Source organism: Phyllobacterium sp. CCNWLW183 (assembly GCF_037203775.1).
Lineage (GTDB): Bacteria > Pseudomonadota > Alphaproteobacteria > Rhizobiales > Rhizobiaceae > Phyllobacterium > Phyllobacterium ifriqiyense.
The window spans coordinates 272287-291073 of the sequence record NZ_JBBCBN010000007.1 but is presented as its reverse complement, the minus strand read 5'-3'; the positions used below and the strand labels follow the sequence as shown (position 1 = coordinate 291073).

The following is an 18787-nucleotide window of genomic DNA, read 5'->3' as shown; positions in this document are numbered from 1 at the left end:
ACATCTATGCTCGAGGGCTCATTAGACACCGGAACGGACTATACACGGAACTTGCTGTTGCCCGCTACGTTTATGAAACGCAGTCCGAATACGGGATTAGAAAATGTCTGTCAGTGATTGGCGATTACCAGAACGATTTAACTTTTATGGACATTCCATTGCTTGGGGTGTGCTCGGAAACGGTCCTCCAGCGGTAGTCCTTCACGGCACACCGTTTTCTTCGGTTGTGTGGCGTCGCATCGTACCATGGCTCGCCAATGAACGGCGTATATTTTACTTCGACATGCTCGGCTACGGCCATTCCGACAAACCTGATGCCGACGTATCACGCGGCTGCAAAATGAGTTGTTTGCCGCTCTTCGTCATCATTGGGGCATTGATTTACCCGATATCGTTGCCCATGACTTCGGTGGCTCGACGGCCTTGCGCGCGCAGCTATTGAATGGATTAAATTATCGATCGCTCGTTCTGATCGATCCAGTTGCGATAAGCCCTCAGGGCTCGCCCCTGGTGCAGGCTGCCAAGGCGCATGAGCAGATATTTGCCGGACTGCCAGCATATCTGCACGAAGCAATGCTGCGAGCCTATATCGGCACCGCTGTCGTCAATACTTTGCGTGAGGACGAGATGCAGCTCTATCTGGCGCCATGGCTTGGGGACAATGGCCAGAAAGCATTCTGGCGGCAGGTCGCCCAGATGGATGATAAATACAGCGAGGAAATAGAATGGCGCTTCGCAGAAATGCGCTGTCCGGCAATAATAATATGGGGCGAGGAAGATGAATGGATTCCGATTGCCGACGGACATGAGCTGGCGCGCCGCATGAATGTATCATTAACGCCAGTGCCGAATGCAAAGCACCTGGTGCAGGAGGATGCACCAGAAGCGATCGTCGGGAAGACGCTGCAATTTTGGAAAGCAGCTTGATTTGAGAATTGCCAGTTCCGTCAACGCAAGTGCGCATTTGACAATGTCACGCCGGAGTCACGGGGACCAAGATATTAATTAATTATTAAATAAAAATCATGAGCCGCGTCGTTCGACGATAGCGCGCATAGCATTGGCAGGGGCATAATGACAAATCTTACCTTTCAGCCGGTAATTGTGGAAAGTAATCACTTTGGCAGAAATGAGACGATTGCATCCATACGTGATGCTGCATCGTTTTTACTGTCCGGGTGGCCGAAGAAGAAAGCCTCTCTTTATATGGAGGCCCGTGTCCTATGCTACGAAGCCCAAACGGGGATTGCTTCGGTGGAAGCAGCGAGACTTATCTTTGTTGAGGCGGCGATTGAAGCCGACATCTACGTTAAGGAAGTCCGCTAGAGCAAATTTGTTTTATAGCGCCCATTCCGTTTGTGAATGGCAACCAAACCGCTTTGTTGGACAGCTTCGTCTGAATGATAACATTCATGTTGCTGTCTTCGGCGTGGATTGTCTCATTGTTCGAGAAACAAATGGGCTTATGCATATCTGCAATTAGCGAACCCAACACCAACCGAACATGCATCCTTTGATGACGACCTTCTGGGTTACTGCAAAGGGATGGTTTTCAGATAGCGCAATCCGGATCAGCCGAGATCGATCGCGTGGGCGCAATAAATTTTGAAACTCTGCCGGTAGAGCGTCGGCAATCGGCAATACTTTTTCAACAGTTCCTATCGACCGCTCGCTGCCGCCACTTACCTGAAGCCTCATGCCCTTGGTAACAGGAAAGAGATACTCATCTGGCAAATAAGCAAACAGGTAAGCCTTCCCACCATTGATTTGCAGCATTTCATCGCCCAGACGGACGACCTGGCCCGGAACAGGAACTTTTGAACCCACTACACCCGAAACTGCTGCCGTTACCTTGCCGTCTCCATAGATTGTTTTCATCTTGTGAACTGCGTTGGACGCAACCTGTCGTGACTCACCAACCACTTGGAGTTCGTTTGCAGTGACCTGTAACTCCGCTTGAAGTTGAGCATAGCGTTCTGCGGCGTTGTAGTTGGCCGTCAAGGCTTCATCCCTTCGATTTGCAAGCACAAGTCCTCGCGTCGATACCCGATCGAGCCGCAAGATTGCATCGTTGCTTTCATGTGCTGACCGCTCTGCCAAAGGCAATAGTGATTTGTTCTTGGCTGCCTTCCCTCGAAGTTCTCCCTCTCGCACTGCGAGTTCACTTGTGCGTACCGAGAGCTCTGCGATCTCTTTCACCATGTCGAATGAGGTGAGCTGAAGAAGAGGGGTTCCCTGCGTCACACTATCGCCCTCACTCACCAACACCTTGTCCACTGTGGCAGGATAGCTGGCAGATACAATGTAGCGCTCTGCCAGTACGATGCCGTCGGCCGACAAGATAAACATGCCGCCGACAAGGTAGTTCGCGAGCGTTAGCACCAGTGTTGCCAACATCAAGAGATAGACAAATCTGCTCAGGCGGCCGGATCCCTTTCGTTGTTGCCGATCGAGATTGTCAATGCGCGGGCGTTTGCGAATGTACTTCATTGTGTCACCTTACCACGCACGCTCATGGCGCACTTTTTCCGGCGTGTAGTTATCGCGATGTGAACCTCGAAAAAACCACTCATCGATATAAGCCAGCAAGCGCACCGAACGCATGCCGTAGGACATGAAGATGGAGTAACCAGGAAGGAACAGAAGATTGCGCCAGAACCTTGCGCGCCCCGTTGTCCAGCACGCCAGAGCAAGCATGAAGGCGTCCAGAACAAGCAAGGCGATTTGCATCGCGACGAGAATCGGAATGGCAAGTGCACCGAAGTTGATTGCCAGCCACGATAAATAGATCGGGAAAATGACCGTGCCAGCCACGCCGAATACCAGAAAATCCCATTGATGAAACGCTTCGGCCCATTTGAACTTGCGGTCAAACGGATTAAGCAGCCGACGGTGCTTTCTAAACCGGATCCATACTGCGTCACGCTCCCAACGCAGCCGCTGCCTGATGTAGGCGTAAAAAGTTGCCGGCACATCTGTATAGCACACGGCATTTGGCACATATCCGATGTGCCATCCAGCCCGACGAAGCCGCAGCGTGACATCGAGATCTTCGCCGCCGCCGACGTCAAGGCCGCCGATTTCATCAAGAGCTGTTCTGCGAAAAGCGCTGAAAGCGCCGGATGCGCAGGTTATTTGACCAATTGCTGCGCTGAACCGCTTTCCAACCGAAATTGACTCCAGATATTCTATTTCCTGAAACTGTGAAACAAGACTGACACCGCCGTTACGTGGCGCAATGTCTCCGCACGCTGCTCCGATCCGTTCGTCGGCAAACGGCTCCAACAGGCGCTCAATTGCAAAACGGTCAAATGAACAATCGCAATCGATGTTAATAATAATGTCCCCATGGGCTATGGAGCATGCCAAATTGGTCCCGCTTGCTTTACCCCCGCGAATTCCGGTAGAAAGAATACAAGATCCCAAACCCTTTTGAACCATTTTACTGGCGACTTTGTTCATTCCGTCTGTTGAACCGTCGCTGACTATAATGATGTCGAAATCAAGAAATGACTGCTCCATCAAGGAATTGACGCAGGCGCCGATTGAGTCAGCTTCGTTGTGGCCAATAAGGACGACGCTGACGCTGGTCGATCGGGATAGAGACCTGTCTCTGTTATCACTCTCCTGATGCCGCAAGCTCATGGCAGCTATTGCAAAGGGCACTACATATCGGGGAACGTCGAATATGAGCGTGTACCAGAAGACGGTAACCAAACTCGAGCCAGTTTGGGCCAGGAGAAATGACACGCCGATTTCAAGATCGGTCACGACAGTGCTTTTTCGCGTGTGCCCCACAAAACGAGCAGGGTGGGGTTCAGTTTATCGGAAAGAACAGACTCGGCATGGTCAAGCGCCTCTTTCAAATAGGCTGTAAAACCGGATTCGTCGCATCCGAAAAAGAGGACGTACTCCCGCTCGCGGGACGAATATACCGATGCCACTTCGCCAAGAATGCCTTGAAGATTATCTGCAAGTAGTTTCCGCATCGCAATGAAGTCGCTTTCACCTCGCGTTTTGAGCACATGGTCACGGCAATCATATTGAACCTCAGCCAGCGTGAAATCCGATGCTGCGCCGGTTAAGGAAGAAAGCTGCGCAATCTTCTTTTGCAGCTCTTCCGGAAGATAACGAAGTTGAGCAATCGGAAATCGATTGATGTCTTCGCCATCGTTGGAAAGCAGGGCAGTGGATTGGTTGGACAAAGAATAGGAAAATACATCCGCTACGCTGACCGCATCGCCGGTGACATGCATCCCGCAATCCTGGCACAGAAAACCAATGACGGGCTCGGAAGTCGTGTTCTTGCACCGGGCGCACACCTGAATCTGTCCCGGCTTGTCATAATCCTTGCCATAGTGGCGTAATTGCTTGCTACATTTGGGACATATAAGCGCCGTTCCGCGGCGGAATTCTGCCTCAGGACTTAGTTGGGCGCAGCTATAGTGGTGGATCAGATCTGCTTCTGCTAGTTGTGGCGATCGACAGGCAGGGCATTCTTCCCTGACAGTCAATCGGTGGGATTGGCAACCGGCGCATTTATAGTATCTCTCGAAAAAACTGCGCTCAAGCCATCCTTTGTTGGCGAGTGCCTCCGCGACCATGGTTGCAGAAGCTGTATTAGAAAAACCCTTATATGCGTAATAGTACGGCGAATTGGGCTGTCTGACCGGGGTTAGATCTTCTCCGGAAACGAACAAATAAGCCATCATTCTTACGGCGGGTGCGGTGGGCGACAGAAATCTGCTTGATAAGCGCGCGCGGCGGTCGCGAAATTTTCTAATGCAGCTTGCAGTCTCAACCCATGATTTGGGATCCTTCAGGCTAAAATCCACGTCAGCAACTACGCTTGGTTTGCCGGAAATGTTCACCACCGGAACAAGAAACAGATCTCTTGCGCTTCGAAATCTTTCCAGACCGAATGATTGTCTTTCGTTCGTAAGTAAAACTGCATCAATGTCATTATTATCGACGACGGAAAATACTTCGCGAAAGTAGCGGGAATGTGGAATGACCGTGTCAGGATAGAATGCTATTTGAGGGATGCGCAGGTTAAATTCTTGCCATACGGATCGGCACTGATCCACCACGGGATGTCGGTCGATGAAAGCCCGGTTTTCATGTGGAGCAGTACTTTCAAGCAAGGATATGTTGCTGTTTGACACGGTACACCTTTTCGGACTCTGTTGAGCCGGACACAAGTATAAATTAAAGCTGCGGTATCATATATTATGATATTGCTTGGAATTTTAGTAAACTCTTCGTAAAAATCAGTGTCAAGTAACTTGTTATGGGATCAATATATTTGTGCACGGGTAGTTAGTACCTAATATTTAGCTTAATACTGCGATTGATTGTCTTGTCCGCATAAATGAAGCGCCGTGTCCAAGGGCGGGCGGTTTGTAACTCAAGGTCAGATCATGCCGCTCATTATCAATCAGCAAGCATCCTCGTTAAAACACACACCGCGAGCACATCAATGCCTGTCATTTTCCACAGAGATGGAACACTGACAGTTATTTCTGTAGTTCGCCGAATTTTTAGCAAGCCGTTCTTTGACGGTTCAACAGTTAAGGGAAAATCTGGGTGGCTCTGAAACTAGATGGTCTTCCGTGTGAAGGTCGTCTTTTTGCAATGGAGGCACTTTCTCAAAATGGGCTATGCACTCAGTCTACTCGATAAAAGTCCGGTTTTTAACGGTGAGCCATCCAGTGCTGCTCTGAAAAGGACTGTCGCTTTGGCCCGGCAGGCAGAAGAGTGGGGCTTTCGTCGTTTTTGGGTCGCCGAGCATCATGATACACCGGACGTCGCCAGTTCATCGCCTGAAATACTAATCGCTTTCATTGCTGCACACACGTCCCGGATTCGTATTGGTTCGGGTGGTGTCATGCTGCAGCATTACAGCCCATACAAGATTGCCGAGAATTTCAATGTGTTGGCGAATCTTGCGCCGGGCCGCATTGATCTTGGAGTCGGAAAAGCCCCGGGAGGTCTTCCGTTTTCGACCCGAGCTTTACAAGGTTTGAACCCACGCACAGAAAAGCAGGATTTTGCGGCGCAACTTGAACAATTGAGTGCGTTCCTCAAGGAAGGTTTGCCGGAAAACGATCCTTTGGCAAGCGTCAGAGCAACGCCTATCCCGGCACATGCAGCTGAACGGTTTCTGCTGGGAGCAAGCCCCGACAGTGCTGCGCTGGCGGCCAAACAAGGCTGGGACTTCGTATTCGCCAGCCATTTGAACGGCGACGAAGAAGTGTTGAAGCGGACTTTGGATACTTATGTGGAAAAGGCGCGGGGGCAAAAACCGCTGCTGGCCATTGGTGTTGTTGCCGCTGAAACCGATAGAGAAGCGGAACGGCTTGTAGGTGATATCAAGCACTTTAAGGTGCATGTGGACGGTGGCCAAAGCGTAACTGTCGGAAGTGTCGAACAAGCTGAGGAATATGCACGACAAGCTGGCGTGAGCAATTATCGCATCGAGAAGAAAACGCCAAATGTCATTCGCGGCTCTGCGCATAAGGTGCTTGGAGAGCTCGATCGCCTGCACGAACGCTTCGGTATCGGCGAATTTATCATAGACACGCCCATACGCGATGCCGCCAAGCGCCTTTCGTCAATAAAAATTTTGGCTCAAGCACAATATGCGCTTGCTGCGTGATCCTGGAGAGTTGCAATGAGTAAGAAGCCAATCCATTTCGGCATCATGCTGCAAGGTCCGGGTGGCCATATGAATTCCTGGAAACATCCAAGTTCGCCGCCGGATGCAAGCGTGAATTTTCCGTTCTATCTCGAACAGGCACGCAAGGCGGAAAGTGTGGGTATTGCCTTTGCGTTCATCGCGGATGGACTTTACATCAACGAAAAATCCATCCCGCATTTTCTCAATCGTTTCGAACCCATTGCCATCCTGTCAGCGCTGGCAGCCACCACGACAAAGCTCGGACTCGTTGGAACATTATCGACGTCCTATAGCGATCCATTTACAGTAGCTCGGCAGTTCGGCTCGATTGACAAGATCAGCAATGGCCGTGCGGGTTGGAACGCTGTGACATCCCCGCTTGAGGGATCCGGCAAGAATTACGGGCGAGATCACCCCGATCATGCGCTGCGCTACGAAATAGCCGAAGAGCATCTTGATGTCGTAAAGGGGCTTTGGGATTCATGGGACGATGATGCCTTTACGCGCGATCGAACAACCGGGCAGTTTTTCGATCGCACCAAGTTGCACAAGCTGGATCATCATGGCCGCTTCTTCAACTCGGAAGGACCTTTAAACATTGGACGTTCAAAGCAGGGGCAGCCGGTCGTCTTTCAGGCGGGCGCCTCTGACGATGGCATCAAGCTGGCTGGAAAGCATGCGGACGGTGTTTTCACAAATCTTGTGCCTATTGAAGACGCGCAGGTTCTTTACCGACAGTTGAAGGAAAGCGCTGTCGCCAGTGGACGCAACCCCGATGAAATCCTCATTTTCCCGGGTATTGCGCCGATCGTTGGATCGACAGAAGAAGAGGCCGAAGCCAAATATCGGGAAATTCGAGATCTAGTTACGATAGATGAGGCGCTCGCCTATCTGGGTCGCTTCTTCGATCATCATGATTTCAGCGCTTATTCCCTTGATGCACCGTTTCCCGAACTTGGCGATATTGGCAAGAATAATTTCCGCTCGACCACGGACCGGATAAAGCGTGATGCCAAGGCAAAAGCTCAAACCCTGCGCGAGGTTGCTCTCGAAGTTACCACTCCGCGCAACGGTTTCACGGGAACACCAGAAAAAGTGGCGGACGAACTGATCCGCTGGATAGAGAATGGTGCCGCCGACGGTTTCATTCTGGGTTTCCAGATTCTTGCCACCGGGCTTGATGATTTTGCTCGCGAAGTTCTGCCGATCCTGGAAGCTCGAGGCTATCATCGTTCAAGCCTGCTGGGCAGTACCTTGCGTGACCATCTCGGTTTGCCGTTTCGCCGAAGTCGTTACGCCAAACAAACTGTTGCCGTGACGACAAGTCCAGCTGTGAAGGAACCTGTCTAAATGACTTCGGTTCCGGATAGCGTTCAGGAGGCATTGGAGCACGCGCTTGGTGAAGCAATCGAGCTGCGCCATGACCTCCATCGTCATCCCGAACTGGCCTATGAGGAGCATCGCACTAGCGAACTTGTCGCGGGTAAACTTCGTGCGTGGGGCTACGACGTCACAACCGGCATTGGTGGTACTGGCGTTGTGGGAAAGTTGCAAAATGGCAATGGACCGAAAACTTTAGGCATACGCGCTGATATGGATGCATTGCCGATAGAGGAAGCAACAAGCCTTCCCTATGCCAGCTCCTTCAAGAGAAAAATGCATGCTTGCGGCCATGATGGTCACACGACCATTCTTCTTCATAGCGCTCGTTATCTTGCGGAAACACGCAATTTTTCAGGCACATTGAATCTTATTTTTCAACCAGCGGAAGAGGGTGGTGCAGGTGCTCGCCGTATGATCAGGGAAGGGCTCTTTGAAAGGTTCCCGTGTGATGCTGTCTTCGGCCTGCACAATTGGCCTGGAATCCCTATAGGCCAATTTGGCTTTCTCACTGGACCTGCCATGGCCTCCGTCGATCTGGTCAAAGTCCGTATCGTTGGCAAAGGCGGTCATGGAGCACGACCGCAGGAAACGATAGATCCAGTCGTGGCCAGTGCGTCATTTATTCTTGCGCTGCAGAGCATCGTTTCGCGCAACATTGATCCGCTGGATGCTGCTGTTGTCACAGTTGGGACCATTCATGCTGGCATAGCGCCAAACGTCATCCCGGATAGCGTCGAGCTCGAGCTGACCGTACGGGCTTTCCGAGCCGACGTGCGAGAGCACATCAAGAAACGTATTACGGTATTGGCTCGGTCACAGGCCGAAAGCTATGGCGCCTCCGCCGAAGTAGATTACCCCCGCGGCTATCCGGTTCTTGTCAATCACCCCGCCGAGACGGAATTTGCGCGCCAGACAGCAATCAACCATTTCGGCGTGGACCGGATCGAAAGCAATTTCCGCCCGATATCGGCAAGCGAAGATTTTGCGTTCATGCTTGAAGCGCGGCCCGGTAGCTATCTTTTTATCGGTAACGGCGACAGTGCGCCACTCCATAGCTCCCACTACAACTTCAATGACGACATCATCCTTCCGGCTGCCCGCTACTGGGTCAAGCTGACTGAAGACTACCTCAGCAAGAAGCCAACTTGAACTGCGAAAGGCGCCAGCCATGACTGACGTGTTTGTTTACACCACCCCAGACGACGAGCGTTCACAGCCACTTATCGAAGCCCTTATTGAGGAATATGAAGGCCGGTATGGAAACTATTTCGGCGAGCCCGCCCGCAACGAACTCAGCCGCTATCCAGCATCATATTTCGCACAACCGGATGGTGCATTTCTCTTGCTCCTGCGCGATGGCAAAACCATTGGCGGGGGTGCCTTCAAGCGCTATGACGAACGTACCGCCGAGTTAAAGCGCATCTGGACTCATGCCGATCTGCGCAAGCAGGGCTTGGCCCGAAAAGTCGTTTATGAACTTGAGGCGCAGGCATCACGTCAAGGTTATTCGCGCATTTATCTTACCACCGGGTTTCGACAACCAGAGGCCACTCAGCTCTATCTGAGATCCGGCTACACGGCGCTATTTGATGTTGATGTCGACCCGGAAATCTACGGTCACTTGGCTTTCGAGAAAGACATCAGTCATCTGGGGATTGGCGGGTTGCCAATCGTCGACAAACTTTCCAAAACCACAACACAAGCTGCCTGAGAGCGGGATTTGGAGCTCATCCCGCGCTTACCGCGATAATGGGATTTCATACTCAAGAAACGACAAACTTTGCAACAAAGCTTCCCATTATCCACCTCATACGCAGCAACCATCTTTGACTATAATCTCTAAAAACTACTAAATCAGTCGAGTAAAAAATAATCCGATCGAAATATTCTTATCGTGTTGGATTCTCGGCAAAAGTGGTTTTAAGAGGAACGCAACCATATGGCGATCGCGACAGACTATTCTAGCGCTAATTCCTTGAAATTAACTCCAAGCTCTGGCGAAGATTACAATCACTATAAAATTGTAAAGGCGAAATATCCGACCCGTTTCTTTGGAACACTTTTTGCAGCATTCGTGATTATCGCGATGCTGCAATCAATACTGACCAACTCGAAATGGGGGTGGGATGTCTTTGCCGAATGGTTCTTTGCGGAACCAGTGCTTGCGGGTTTAGTGAGAACATTGCTGCTCACTGCATTGGCATCTGTTCTCGGCTTTGCTCTTGGTACTGCACTGGCGTTAGCGCGTGTATCAAAATCGCCCCTGCTATCCGGTCTTTCCTGGGCATATATCTGGTTGTTGCGGTCCATCCCTCTCATCGTGCTGCTGCTGATCCTCAATAATCTCGGTTACCTCTACGAAACCGTAAGAATTGGTGTCCCTTACACGGATATCAGCTTTGCCCAATATCCAATGGTCTCAATCTTAAGTCCATTTGCCGCGGCCCTCATAGGGCTCAGTCTCAATCAGGCGGCGTTCTCGTCGGAGATCATCCGTGGGGGTATCCTTTCTGTCGATCAGGGACAATTGGAAGCCGCTGCTGCCCTCGGGCTCTCGCGTCGACGGCAAGCTTTCCGCATCGTGCTTCCGCAGGCGATGCGTACAATTCTGCCTACGGGTTTCAACGAGATCATCGGCTTGGCGAAAGGAACGTCCATGGTCTACGTTCTCGCGCTGCCGGAACTGTTTTATACCGTACAGGTAATATACCGCCGTAACCTAGAGGTTGTACCGCTGCTGATGGTTGCGACTGTCTGGTACCTGATCATCATGACGGTTCTCTCAATCGCGCAGTATTACATCGAGCGTCATTTCTCCAAAGGCGCGTTGCGTAACGCACCTGCACCTTTGTTCGGACCGCTGCTCCGCCGACTTTTCGGTGCGCCAATCCTCGCACGCCCTTCGTTCCCGGCAGTTTTCAGCGGCACCTCCGTCCCGAAGGCTGGTACATCGAAATCATCGTTTACCCAGTGGCGAGCGCCCGGAGCGATCAGGATACATGGTGTGTCCAAAAGTTTCGGACTGTTGAAAGTGCTGGACAATGTCCGGTTGGACATCAAGGCTGGAAGCGTAACCGCCATTCTAGGGCCTTCCGGCTCTGGCAAGTCCACGCTCCTACGCACGATCAACCACCTTGAGCGTGTGGATGACGGCTTCATCACCGTGGACGATGAACTTGTCGGTTATCGCAAAAGTGGCCGGACACTTTATGAGCTAAAGGAGAAGGAAATTCTCAAGCGCCGCGCCGATATCGGCATGGTGTTCCAGAGCTTCAATCTCTTTCCGCACCTCACCGTCCTTGAAAACATCATCGAAGCGCCGGTATCCCTCAATCGCCTGAGCCGACCCGAAGCGATCAACCTCGCGCGCGAGTTGCTTGTCCGTGTTGGTCTCAGCGACAAGATCAATGCATATCCAAGGCAGTTGTCTGGGGGCCAGCAGCAGCGTGTGGCCATTGCGCGGGCACTTGCCCTACGCCCTAAAGTGCTGCTGTTCGACGAGCCCACATCAGCGCTCGATCCTGAACTTGTTGGCGAGGTTCTTGATGTGATCAAGGAACTGGCGCTCTCAGGAACGACCTTGGTCATTGTTACCCATGAGATCGGTTTTGCTCGTGAAGTTGCAGACACAGTGATTTTCATGGATGCCGGGAAAATCGTCGAATCCGGAGCACCTGATCAGGTGCTCAATCGGCCCGCAAACCCGCGGACAGCCGAATTTCTTGCAAAAGTTTTATAATCAGGGATTTCGATATGAAGCAGTACTCCAACCTTCTGCCACGCCTCCTTTTGCCCGCTCTTATCGTGGCAATCGGATTGTCGACCTATGCAAGGGCACTCGATCTCAGTCCTGAACAACCAGGGCGATTACGAGGCGAGAAGAGTGAAAAGGTCGTTGCGGCGATACCCGCAAGCTTTAAATTCGTTGAGGACGGCACCTTCACCGTGGGCATTGCGGTGGATAATCCACCGCTTGCTACCTACGCAACTGATGCGAAGACTGTCGTCGGCTATGACCCTGATCTTGCGCTTCTGGTTTCGGACACGCTTGGCAAAAAATTAGAGCTCGTTCCCGTTGCGTGGGCCGATTGGCCACTTGGCCTGCAGTCAGGCAAGTTCGACGCTGTAATCTCGAATGTGGGCGTAACTGAACAGCGCAAGGAGAAGTTCGATTTTTCAACCTATCGGCAGGGCCTGCATGGATTCTATGTCAAGTCCGATAGTTCCATAACGTCCATCAAAGAACCGAAAGATATTGCGGGCCTTAGAATCATTACAAGTTCCGGCACAATCCAGGAGAAAATCCTTCTCGAGTGGGACAAGCAAAACCTCGCCAAAGGACTGAAACCGGCGCAATTGCAATATTACGATGACGAAGCTGTCAGTGCGCTTGCCATTCAGTCTGGCCGTGCCGATGCAGAATTCAATCCCAATGCAACACAGGCTTTTCGTGCAGCGAGTGAGGGGAAGATCAAGCTCGTGGGTACGGTGAACGCAGGATGGCCACTGGTTGCGGATGTCGCCATCACGACACGCAAGGGAAGTGGGATAGCTGAAAGCCTGACCGCGGCTATCAATGAACTGATTGATAACGGAAAATATGCGCAGCTGCTGCAGCGCTGGCAATTGACGCCTGAAGCGCTTGAACGATCGCGTACCAATCCCCCAGGCTTGCCGAAAATCTGAACCGCAGCCGGGAGCACGTCATGTCCAATATCACAATAAATCATATCGGTTTTCTTACGCCCGGAAATTATGACGATAACAATCCCTATCCGGGTTTGGAGAACACGCTCAAGCTTCTTGCATCCGGTGAAGGCCTGGGTTTCGACAGTGCATGGGTACGCCAGCGCCATCTTGAACACGGGATTTCCTCTGCAGGCGTATTTCTTGCAGCTGCAAGCCAGCGAACACAGCGGATTCAGATAGGAACGGCCGTCATCCAGATTGGATATGAAAGCCCATACCGGTTGGCGGAAGACCTTTCGACCGTCGATGTTCTTTCGCGCGGACGCCTCAATATCGGCGTAAGCGCTGGCGCACCGGCCCATGCCGATCTGCTTGCTCCCTTGGTATTTGATGGTGACTGGAAAGATTACGACCTGTCCCACGAGCGAGTAAAACGCTTTGCAAATCATCTTCGGGGTGAATTTCTCGGTCCAGCAGATACATATATTGCGACGCCGTTCGGGCGTCAGCGCCCGCGGCTCCAACCCTATGCAAAGGGATTGATCGACCGGCTCTGGTACGGCGGCGGGTCGCTGCGCTCCAGTGGTTGGGCAGGCGAGAACGGGTTCAATCTCATGCTAAGCAATGTGGTGGCAGGGGAGGGCACGGATAACTTTTTCGAGGCTCAGTCACGCCAGCTGGACACTTTTAAAATCAGCGCGATACGTCCCGGCAAGCAACGGATCTCTGTGGGTCGCGTCATCGTCCCTACCGACAGCGCCGAAACCAAAACAAGAGAGAAGTACAGGGTTTATGCCGCTGGCCGTCATCAGAGAACTCTGAAGCCGCAAGGCGAACGGCGAACGCTTTTCCCTCGAGATCTGGTCGGAACTTCAGACCAGATCTTGGAACAGCTTTTCAAAGACCCCGTGCTCGCGGGGGTTCAAGAACTGCGCCTTGAACTACCCTACGAATTCAAGACGCATGAGTATGAGCAAATTCTCTCCGACTTCGTAACACGCATTGCTCCGGAGCTCGGCTGGAAAAAGATATCCAACAACGATCATTATTCAACGCACGTACAAAGGGGTCAGGCATGATACGGAAAACGGGTTTTTCAGCTGCGTTTGCAGGCATATTTCTTACTGTACTGGCAGGGGCCGGGCACGCAGCCGATGGCGGGTTCGATCTTAGTCCGGAACAAAAGGACCGGGTGCGAGCCGAAAAAAGCGCCCCTGCCATTGAGGCAATATCGAAGAGTTTCAAATTTATTGATGATGGAAAGCTAACGATCGGTCTTGCGCCGGGCAATCCTCCGCTCAGCACCTATGCAACTGATGCAAAGACTGTTGTCGGATATGACGTTGACCTCGCACAACTGGTTGCCGACAGTCTTGGACGCCAGCTCGTGCTTGTTCCAGTCGCTTGGGCCGATTGGCCGCTTGGTCTTCAATCTGGAAAGTTCGATGCAGTCATTTCCAATGTGACGGTGACGGAACAGCGCAAGGAGAAGTTTGATTTCTCCACCTATCGCAAGGATGAACTCGGGTTTTACGTAAAATCATCCGGATTAATCACTTCGATCAAGGAGCCGAAGGACATTGCCGGTCTAAAAATTATAACCGATCCGGGCACCAATCAGGAGAAAATCCTGTTGGCTTGGGATAAGCAGAATGTCGATAACGGGTTGAAGCCTATCGAGGTTCAGTATTACGATGACGAGGCGGTAAAATATCTCGCCATTGAATCGGGACGGGCTGATGCTGTATTCAGCGTGAATGCAACTCAGGCTTATAAGGCCAAGGTCAATGGAAAAACCAAACTTGTGGGTACTGTAAGCGGAGGCTGGCCAATTACCGCTGAAGTTGCCGTAACAACGCGCAAAGGAAGCGGGGCAGCTGAAGGTATCACACAGGCGCTAAATGACTTGATTGCGAACGGCAAATATAAACAAGTTCTTGATCGCTGGAATCTCGGTTCAGAAGCCATCGATAAAGCGGCAACAAATCCTCCCGGACTGCCTAATAGCTGAACCAAAAATTTAAACCCAATACCCTTTGCGTCGAACGCACGGGATGTTCCTTCGACGCATTGTATCAAGTCCCTTGAGAGCTCTGCTTAGCGAACACGGAAGGTCTATTGCGCGCGCAGCCGTGGTCGGAAAGCATAGTTCTGCTTCTGGAAAGTTTTTACGGTAGAAGAAGAGGCAGTAGCTGACTCCCCTGTCGTTGTATTTCCGTGAGATAAGGCGTGTCTGAAAGCACGAAGTGAGTGATGCCAAGCTCTTCATATTTGCGCAGTGAGCGCGCAACATCCGCGGCTGATCCAACCAGCCATGTAGTTCCCGCACCACCGCCACCAAATTTTCCTGGCGCTGTATAGAGATTGTCATCCAGCACATCACCTTGCCTTGCCAGATCCAGAAGGCGTTGTTGGCCGACAGCAACCCCATGTCTGTGATCCTGCCAGCTTCCTGCGGCGCCTTCAGCCATTTTAGCGACCTTCGCTTCGGCGTCCGCCCAAGCCTGTTCAGTTGTATCACGGACAAGGGTCGTGATCCTCAGTCCGAATTCCAATGGTTGTAAGTCGCGATCAAGGGTTTTACTCAGGGCCTTCAGGCGCTCGATCCGTTGCCGTACGCCATCCAATGGTTCACCCCAGAAAAGTTGCACATCGGCTTCGGTTGCCGCGACGCGTTCAGCCGCCTCTGAAGCGCCTCCAAAATAGAGCTGGGGGTGAAGGCGATCACCGACCGGCACAAGCCGCGGCACAACAGTTGAATTTGCGACCTGGAAATGCTCGCCACTGAAGGTGACGTCTTCTTCTGTCCACAGTCTGCGGATCAGCCGCATGAATTCTTTGGTTCGGGCATAACGCTGCACCTGCTTACCTTCCTGATCGCCATAGGCAGCAAGCTGATCTGGTCCGGAAACGACATTGACGCGTAGGCGCCCACCGCTCAAGTGATCGAGCGTAGCCGCAGCGGAGGCGAAATTTGCAGGTTTCCAGTAGCCAGGCCGAACCGCAATCAGTGGTTCAAAGGAAGTCGTGCGGGCGACAAGCGCGGTCGCGATGGTAAAAGTATCGGGGCGGCCCCAACCAGTGCCGATCAGCGCCCCTTTCCAGCCATGCTCTTCCAGAGCTTTCGCCTGTGTCGTGAGTGTGTCCAGACTATTGTGATTTTCGCCAGCGGCGTCGCCGCGGTGACCAGCTTTGATGTCGTTTGGAATGTACCAGAGAAATTCGGAATGGCTGCTCATGATTTGTCTGCTACCTGATTTCGAAGTTTGCCCTCATCGAGGAGTATTCTAACCGTTCTGGCTGCATTGCGGCGCATCTCAGCGGCTGCATGATCGGAATAAAAGGCATTGTGCGGGGTGATCACCAGCCGTCCCGCAAGCCAGTCCTCGCGATTACGCCATGCGGCCAGCAACGGATGGTCGCCGGGGGGCTCCTTGACCAGCGTATCGATTCCGGCGGCGGCGAGGTGCCCGCTCCGCAGAGCAGCCTCAAGCGCATCAAGATCTTCGATCAGCTCACCGCGCGCGGTATTGACGATAATAGCTCCGGACTTCAGCTTCGCCAGTCCATCGGCGTTCATCATGCCGCGCGTCTCTTTGTTTGCTGGACAATGCAAAGTGACAATATCCGATCGGGCAAGAAGCTCGTTTAATTCTTCTGTGCGCTCATAGCCTATTGCTTTTTCATGCCCTGGCGGCTGGATAGGATCATAGCCGAGAATCCGAAAGCCGAAGGGTTTTAAGCGGTTGATCACTGCTGTGCCGATCCTGCCCACGCCGACCACACCGACCGTTGACTGGTTCGAACGGGAAAGTGGCTTCAGGCTATGAATCTGCCATCCAGACCTATATCCGCGAGCGAGAGCATCATGTTGCCAAAGCCGGCGGTGCAGCGATAAAATCATCGCCAGTGCATGATCGGCCACTTCTTCTGTGCCATAGTCTGGGTTGTTGGCAAATGGAATGCCAGCGCCGGACAGAGTGGCAAGGTCGATCTTCTCATAGCCGACGCCATAGCGTACCACGCCCTTACAGCTGGACAGATGAACTATGGTTTTTGGTCCGATCCGGGCACCCCAAACCATGAGCGCGTCGAGTCTTTTTAGGCGATCAGGAGCGAATGCCGTCTCATCTGTGCTGGCGAAAAAGTCTATCTCGACATCATCGCCAAGCACTTCCGCTTCAAGATCGGGCATGCCGATCATGTGGTCGGTTATTCCAACCACGTATTTCTTGCGATCTGCCATTTTGTCCCGTTGGCACTAGCGCGCCATTCCCCATTTTGTCACCGTACGTTGCTCGAGCTGACGAAACAGGACGTTTTCGACCAGAAGGCCAAAAAGAATAACCGTAATCAGTCCGGCAAAGACACGGTCGGTGTAAAGTTCGTTGCGGTTCTGGAAAATATACCAGCCCAGCCCGCCCTTACCGGAGGATGCACCAAAGACCAACTCCGCTGCGATAAGGGTGCGCCAAGCGAAAGCCCAGCCGATTTTGAGTCCTGCAATGATGGATGGAAGAGCGGCTGGTACGAGGATCAAAAGCACATATCGCAAGCCACGCAGCCCATAATTGCGGCCGGTCATCCGCAAGGTTTCCGGCACGCCGGTGAAGCCGGTATACATGTTAAGCGCCAGCGGCCAGAGCACCGAATGGATCAACACAAAGACGAGGCTTCCTTGGCCTAGTCCGAACCACAGCAGCGCCAATGGCAGCAAGGCTATCGGTGGTAATGGATTGAGCATGGAGGTGAGGGTAGACAGCAGGTCACGTCCGATCTGGGTGGAAACGGCAAGCGAGGTGAGCACGAAAGCCAGAACGACACCGATAGCATAGCCCTTGACCAGAACATCCAGTGAATTAAAAGCTCGGCTTGGAATGACGCCGCTGGCAACGTCATCGACGAGCGCCTTGACCGCCGCGGAGAACGGCGGCAGCAGCAACTCGTTGCCCTGAAGTCTGGCAGCGATTTCCCATAGCAAGGCAAGACAAAACAGGATCAGGCCTTTCCTTATCCAGGTGTGTTGCCAAAGGCGGTTATATACGGGCAACCCTTCCCCGCTCGTGGCATGGGCAAGGGGCTCGAGCGGGAGCTCGTATTCCGGTCGAACCGGCGGGGTTATGCGCGGGTTTGTTTTGCTGCCGGAGCTCAGGATTTTACTCATCATTTGCTCCATGGACGGCGACGGCCTCTTCGAAAAGAAGTCGGTGAATATGATTTGCGGCTGCCTGAAATTGCGAGCTTCCACCGCTGCTGAGATCCCATTCATGGCTGTTGATCTCGGCTCTCATCCGCCCAGGATGTGGCGACAAAAGCGCGATCCGATTTCCAACCACCAAGGCTTCTTCGATGGAATGCGTCACAAAGAGCAGTGTGAAGCGAACTTCTTCCCATAACGCCAGAAGTTCCTCCTGCATCTTTCGCCGGGTGAGCGCATCCAGTGCTGCGAATGGTTCGTCCATCAGTAGGACACGCGGCTCCATGGCTAGCGCGCGGGCAATGGCTACTCGCTGTTTCATGCCACCCGAAAGTGTATTAGGATAGGCATCAGCGAAACGGCTCAGGCCTACTTTTTCGATATAGTGCTCGGCGCGCTCGGCAGCTTCCTTGCGACCGACCCGCCCCGACGCTCGCATCGGGAACGCAACGTTCTCGCGGACGGTTTTCCATGGAGGCAATTGATCAAACTCCTGGAAAACAACAACACGGTCTGGGCCCGGACCCTGGATCGTGCGTCCATCCAACACTATCCGACCCTTGCGCGGCGCAATGAACCCGCCAACAGCCTTTAAAAGGGTGGATTTTCCACAACCGGAGGCTCCAAGCAGGATAAAACGGTCTGCTTCCCACACGTCGAAGCTGACATTTTGCGTTGCACGCACCACACGACCCGGCGTCTTATACTCGAGGGTGACGTTCTCGACCGAAAGAAGGGGCGGAGCGGGCGGCCCGAAATTCTCCGGAGCAAATTCAGTCATGCCGTCCATTCTCAATTCCATCTGATTCACGACTCAAAAGCAGATCGCTTGAGCGATC

Annotated in this window: 18 protein-coding genes; 11 read left to right on the top strand and 7 right to left on the bottom strand. The window is 52.6% G+C overall.

The features are described 5' to 3' along the window. The first annotated feature begins 103 nt into the window (after positions 1-103). The 3 genes from V9K95_RS17355 (at position 104) to V9K95_RS17345 (ending at position 1326) form a co-directional block, all read left to right on the top strand. Positions 104-442 carry an alpha/beta fold hydrolase gene (locus V9K95_RS17355; RefSeq protein ID WP_336441368.1) on the top strand — a complete coding sequence of 113 codons (339 nt, stop codon included), beginning with the start codon at positions 104-106 and terminating at the stop codon, positions 440-442. Then, a complete protein-coding gene (locus tag V9K95_RS17350; protein WP_336441369.1) occupies positions 346-927 on the top strand; it encodes an alpha/beta fold hydrolase in 582 nt (193 codons plus the stop codon). The genes V9K95_RS17355 and V9K95_RS17350 overlap by 97 nt, the downstream gene beginning before the upstream one ends. A 147-nt stretch (positions 928-1074) precedes the next feature. Next, a complete protein-coding gene (locus tag V9K95_RS17345; protein WP_115054876.1) occupies positions 1075-1326 on the top strand; it encodes a DUF982 domain-containing protein in 252 nt (83 codons plus the stop codon). Between the two features lie 153 nt (positions 1327-1479). On the opposite strand, the gene V9K95_RS17340 is transcribed toward V9K95_RS17345, so the two are convergent. The 3 genes from V9K95_RS17340 to V9K95_RS17330 are packed head-to-tail and all read right to left on the bottom strand — an operon-like array spanning position 1480 to position 4871. Further along, a complete protein-coding gene (locus V9K95_RS17340; RefSeq protein WP_336441370.1) occupies positions 1480-2490 on the bottom strand; it encodes an HlyD family secretion protein in 1011 nt (336 codons plus the stop codon). A gap of 9 nt (positions 2491-2499) precedes the next feature. Beyond that, the gene (locus tag V9K95_RS17335; RefSeq protein ID WP_336441371.1) at positions 2500-3771 is read right to left on the bottom strand and encodes a glycosyltransferase; all 1272 of its coding nucleotides are present in this window, start codon (positions 3769-3771) and stop codon (positions 2500-2502) included. Next, positions 3768-4871 (bottom strand): hypothetical protein, encoded by a 1104-nt coding sequence (locus V9K95_RS17330; RefSeq protein WP_337345117.1) that lies wholly within the window; start codon positions 4869-4871, stop codon positions 3768-3770. Before V9K95_RS17330 ends, V9K95_RS17335 begins: the two co-directional genes overlap by 4 nt. A 782-nt stretch (positions 4872-5653) precedes the next feature. Between V9K95_RS17330 and V9K95_RS17325 the strand changes: the two genes are divergently transcribed. From V9K95_RS17325 to V9K95_RS17290, 8 genes are all read left to right on the top strand, one after another. After that, the gene (locus tag V9K95_RS17325) at positions 5654-6658 is read left to right on the top strand and encodes an LLM class flavin-dependent oxidoreductase (RefSeq protein ID WP_336441373.1); all 1005 of its coding nucleotides are present in this window, start codon (positions 5654-5656) and stop codon (positions 6656-6658) included. A 15-nt stretch (positions 6659-6673) separates the two neighbouring features. Then, positions 6674-8029, top strand: a complete 1356-nt coding sequence (locus tag V9K95_RS17320) for an LLM class flavin-dependent oxidoreductase (RefSeq protein ID WP_336441374.1) — start codon at positions 6674-6676, stop codon at positions 8027-8029. After that, positions 8030-9211, top strand: coding sequence for a M20 aminoacylase family protein (locus V9K95_RS17315; protein WP_336441375.1), 1182 nt, complete (start codon positions 8030-8032; stop codon positions 9209-9211). Positions 9212-9230: 19 nt separating this feature from the next. Beyond that, on the top strand, positions 9231-9773 hold the full coding sequence (locus V9K95_RS17310) for a GNAT family N-acetyltransferase (protein ID WP_115054882.1): 543 nt from the start codon (positions 9231-9233) through the stop codon (positions 9771-9773). 228 nt (positions 9774-10001) lie between these two features. Further along, complete coding sequence (locus V9K95_RS17305) at positions 10002-11801, top strand: amino acid ABC transporter permease/ATP-binding protein (RefSeq protein ID WP_336441376.1); 1800 nt, start codon at positions 10002-10004, stop codon at positions 11799-11801. Between the two features lie 14 nt (positions 11802-11815). After that, the gene (locus tag V9K95_RS17300; RefSeq protein WP_336441377.1) at positions 11816-12748 is read left to right on the top strand and encodes an ABC transporter substrate-binding protein; all 933 of its coding nucleotides are present in this window, start codon (positions 11816-11818) and stop codon (positions 12746-12748) included. Positions 12749-12768: 20 nt separating this feature from the next. Further along, positions 12769-13830, top strand: coding sequence for an LLM class flavin-dependent oxidoreductase (locus V9K95_RS17295; protein WP_336441378.1), 1062 nt, complete (start codon positions 12769-12771; stop codon positions 13828-13830). Further along, on the top strand, positions 13827-14762 hold the full coding sequence (locus V9K95_RS17290) for a transporter substrate-binding domain-containing protein (protein WP_115054886.1): 936 nt from the start codon (positions 13827-13829) through the stop codon (positions 14760-14762). The genes V9K95_RS17295 and V9K95_RS17290 overlap by 4 nt, the downstream gene beginning before the upstream one ends. Positions 14763-14919: 157 nt before the next feature. Here V9K95_RS17290 and V9K95_RS17285 read toward each other — a convergent pair whose 3' ends face one another. From V9K95_RS17285 to V9K95_RS17270, 4 genes are read right to left on the bottom strand one after another with little or no spacing between them, the layout of a single operon-like run. Beyond that, positions 14920-15990: an LLM class flavin-dependent oxidoreductase gene (locus V9K95_RS17285; RefSeq protein ID WP_336441379.1), complete on the bottom strand. Its 1071-nt coding sequence runs from the start codon at positions 15988-15990 to the stop codon at positions 14920-14922. Next, the gene (locus V9K95_RS17280) at positions 15987-16997 is read right to left on the bottom strand and encodes a C-terminal binding protein (RefSeq protein WP_336441380.1); all 1011 of its coding nucleotides are present in this window, start codon (positions 16995-16997) and stop codon (positions 15987-15989) included. The genes V9K95_RS17285 and V9K95_RS17280 overlap by 4 nt, the downstream gene beginning before the upstream one ends. A 15-nt stretch (positions 16998-17012) precedes the next feature. Next, positions 17013-17915, bottom strand: a complete 903-nt coding sequence (locus V9K95_RS17275) for an ABC transporter permease subunit (protein ID WP_115054889.1) — start codon at positions 17913-17915, stop codon at positions 17013-17015. Next, positions 17908-18729, bottom strand: coding sequence for an ABC transporter ATP-binding protein (locus V9K95_RS17270; protein ID WP_336441381.1), 822 nt, complete (start codon positions 18727-18729; stop codon positions 17908-17910). The genes V9K95_RS17275 and V9K95_RS17270 overlap by 8 nt, the downstream gene beginning before the upstream one ends. Positions 18730-18787 lie beyond the last annotated feature (58 nt).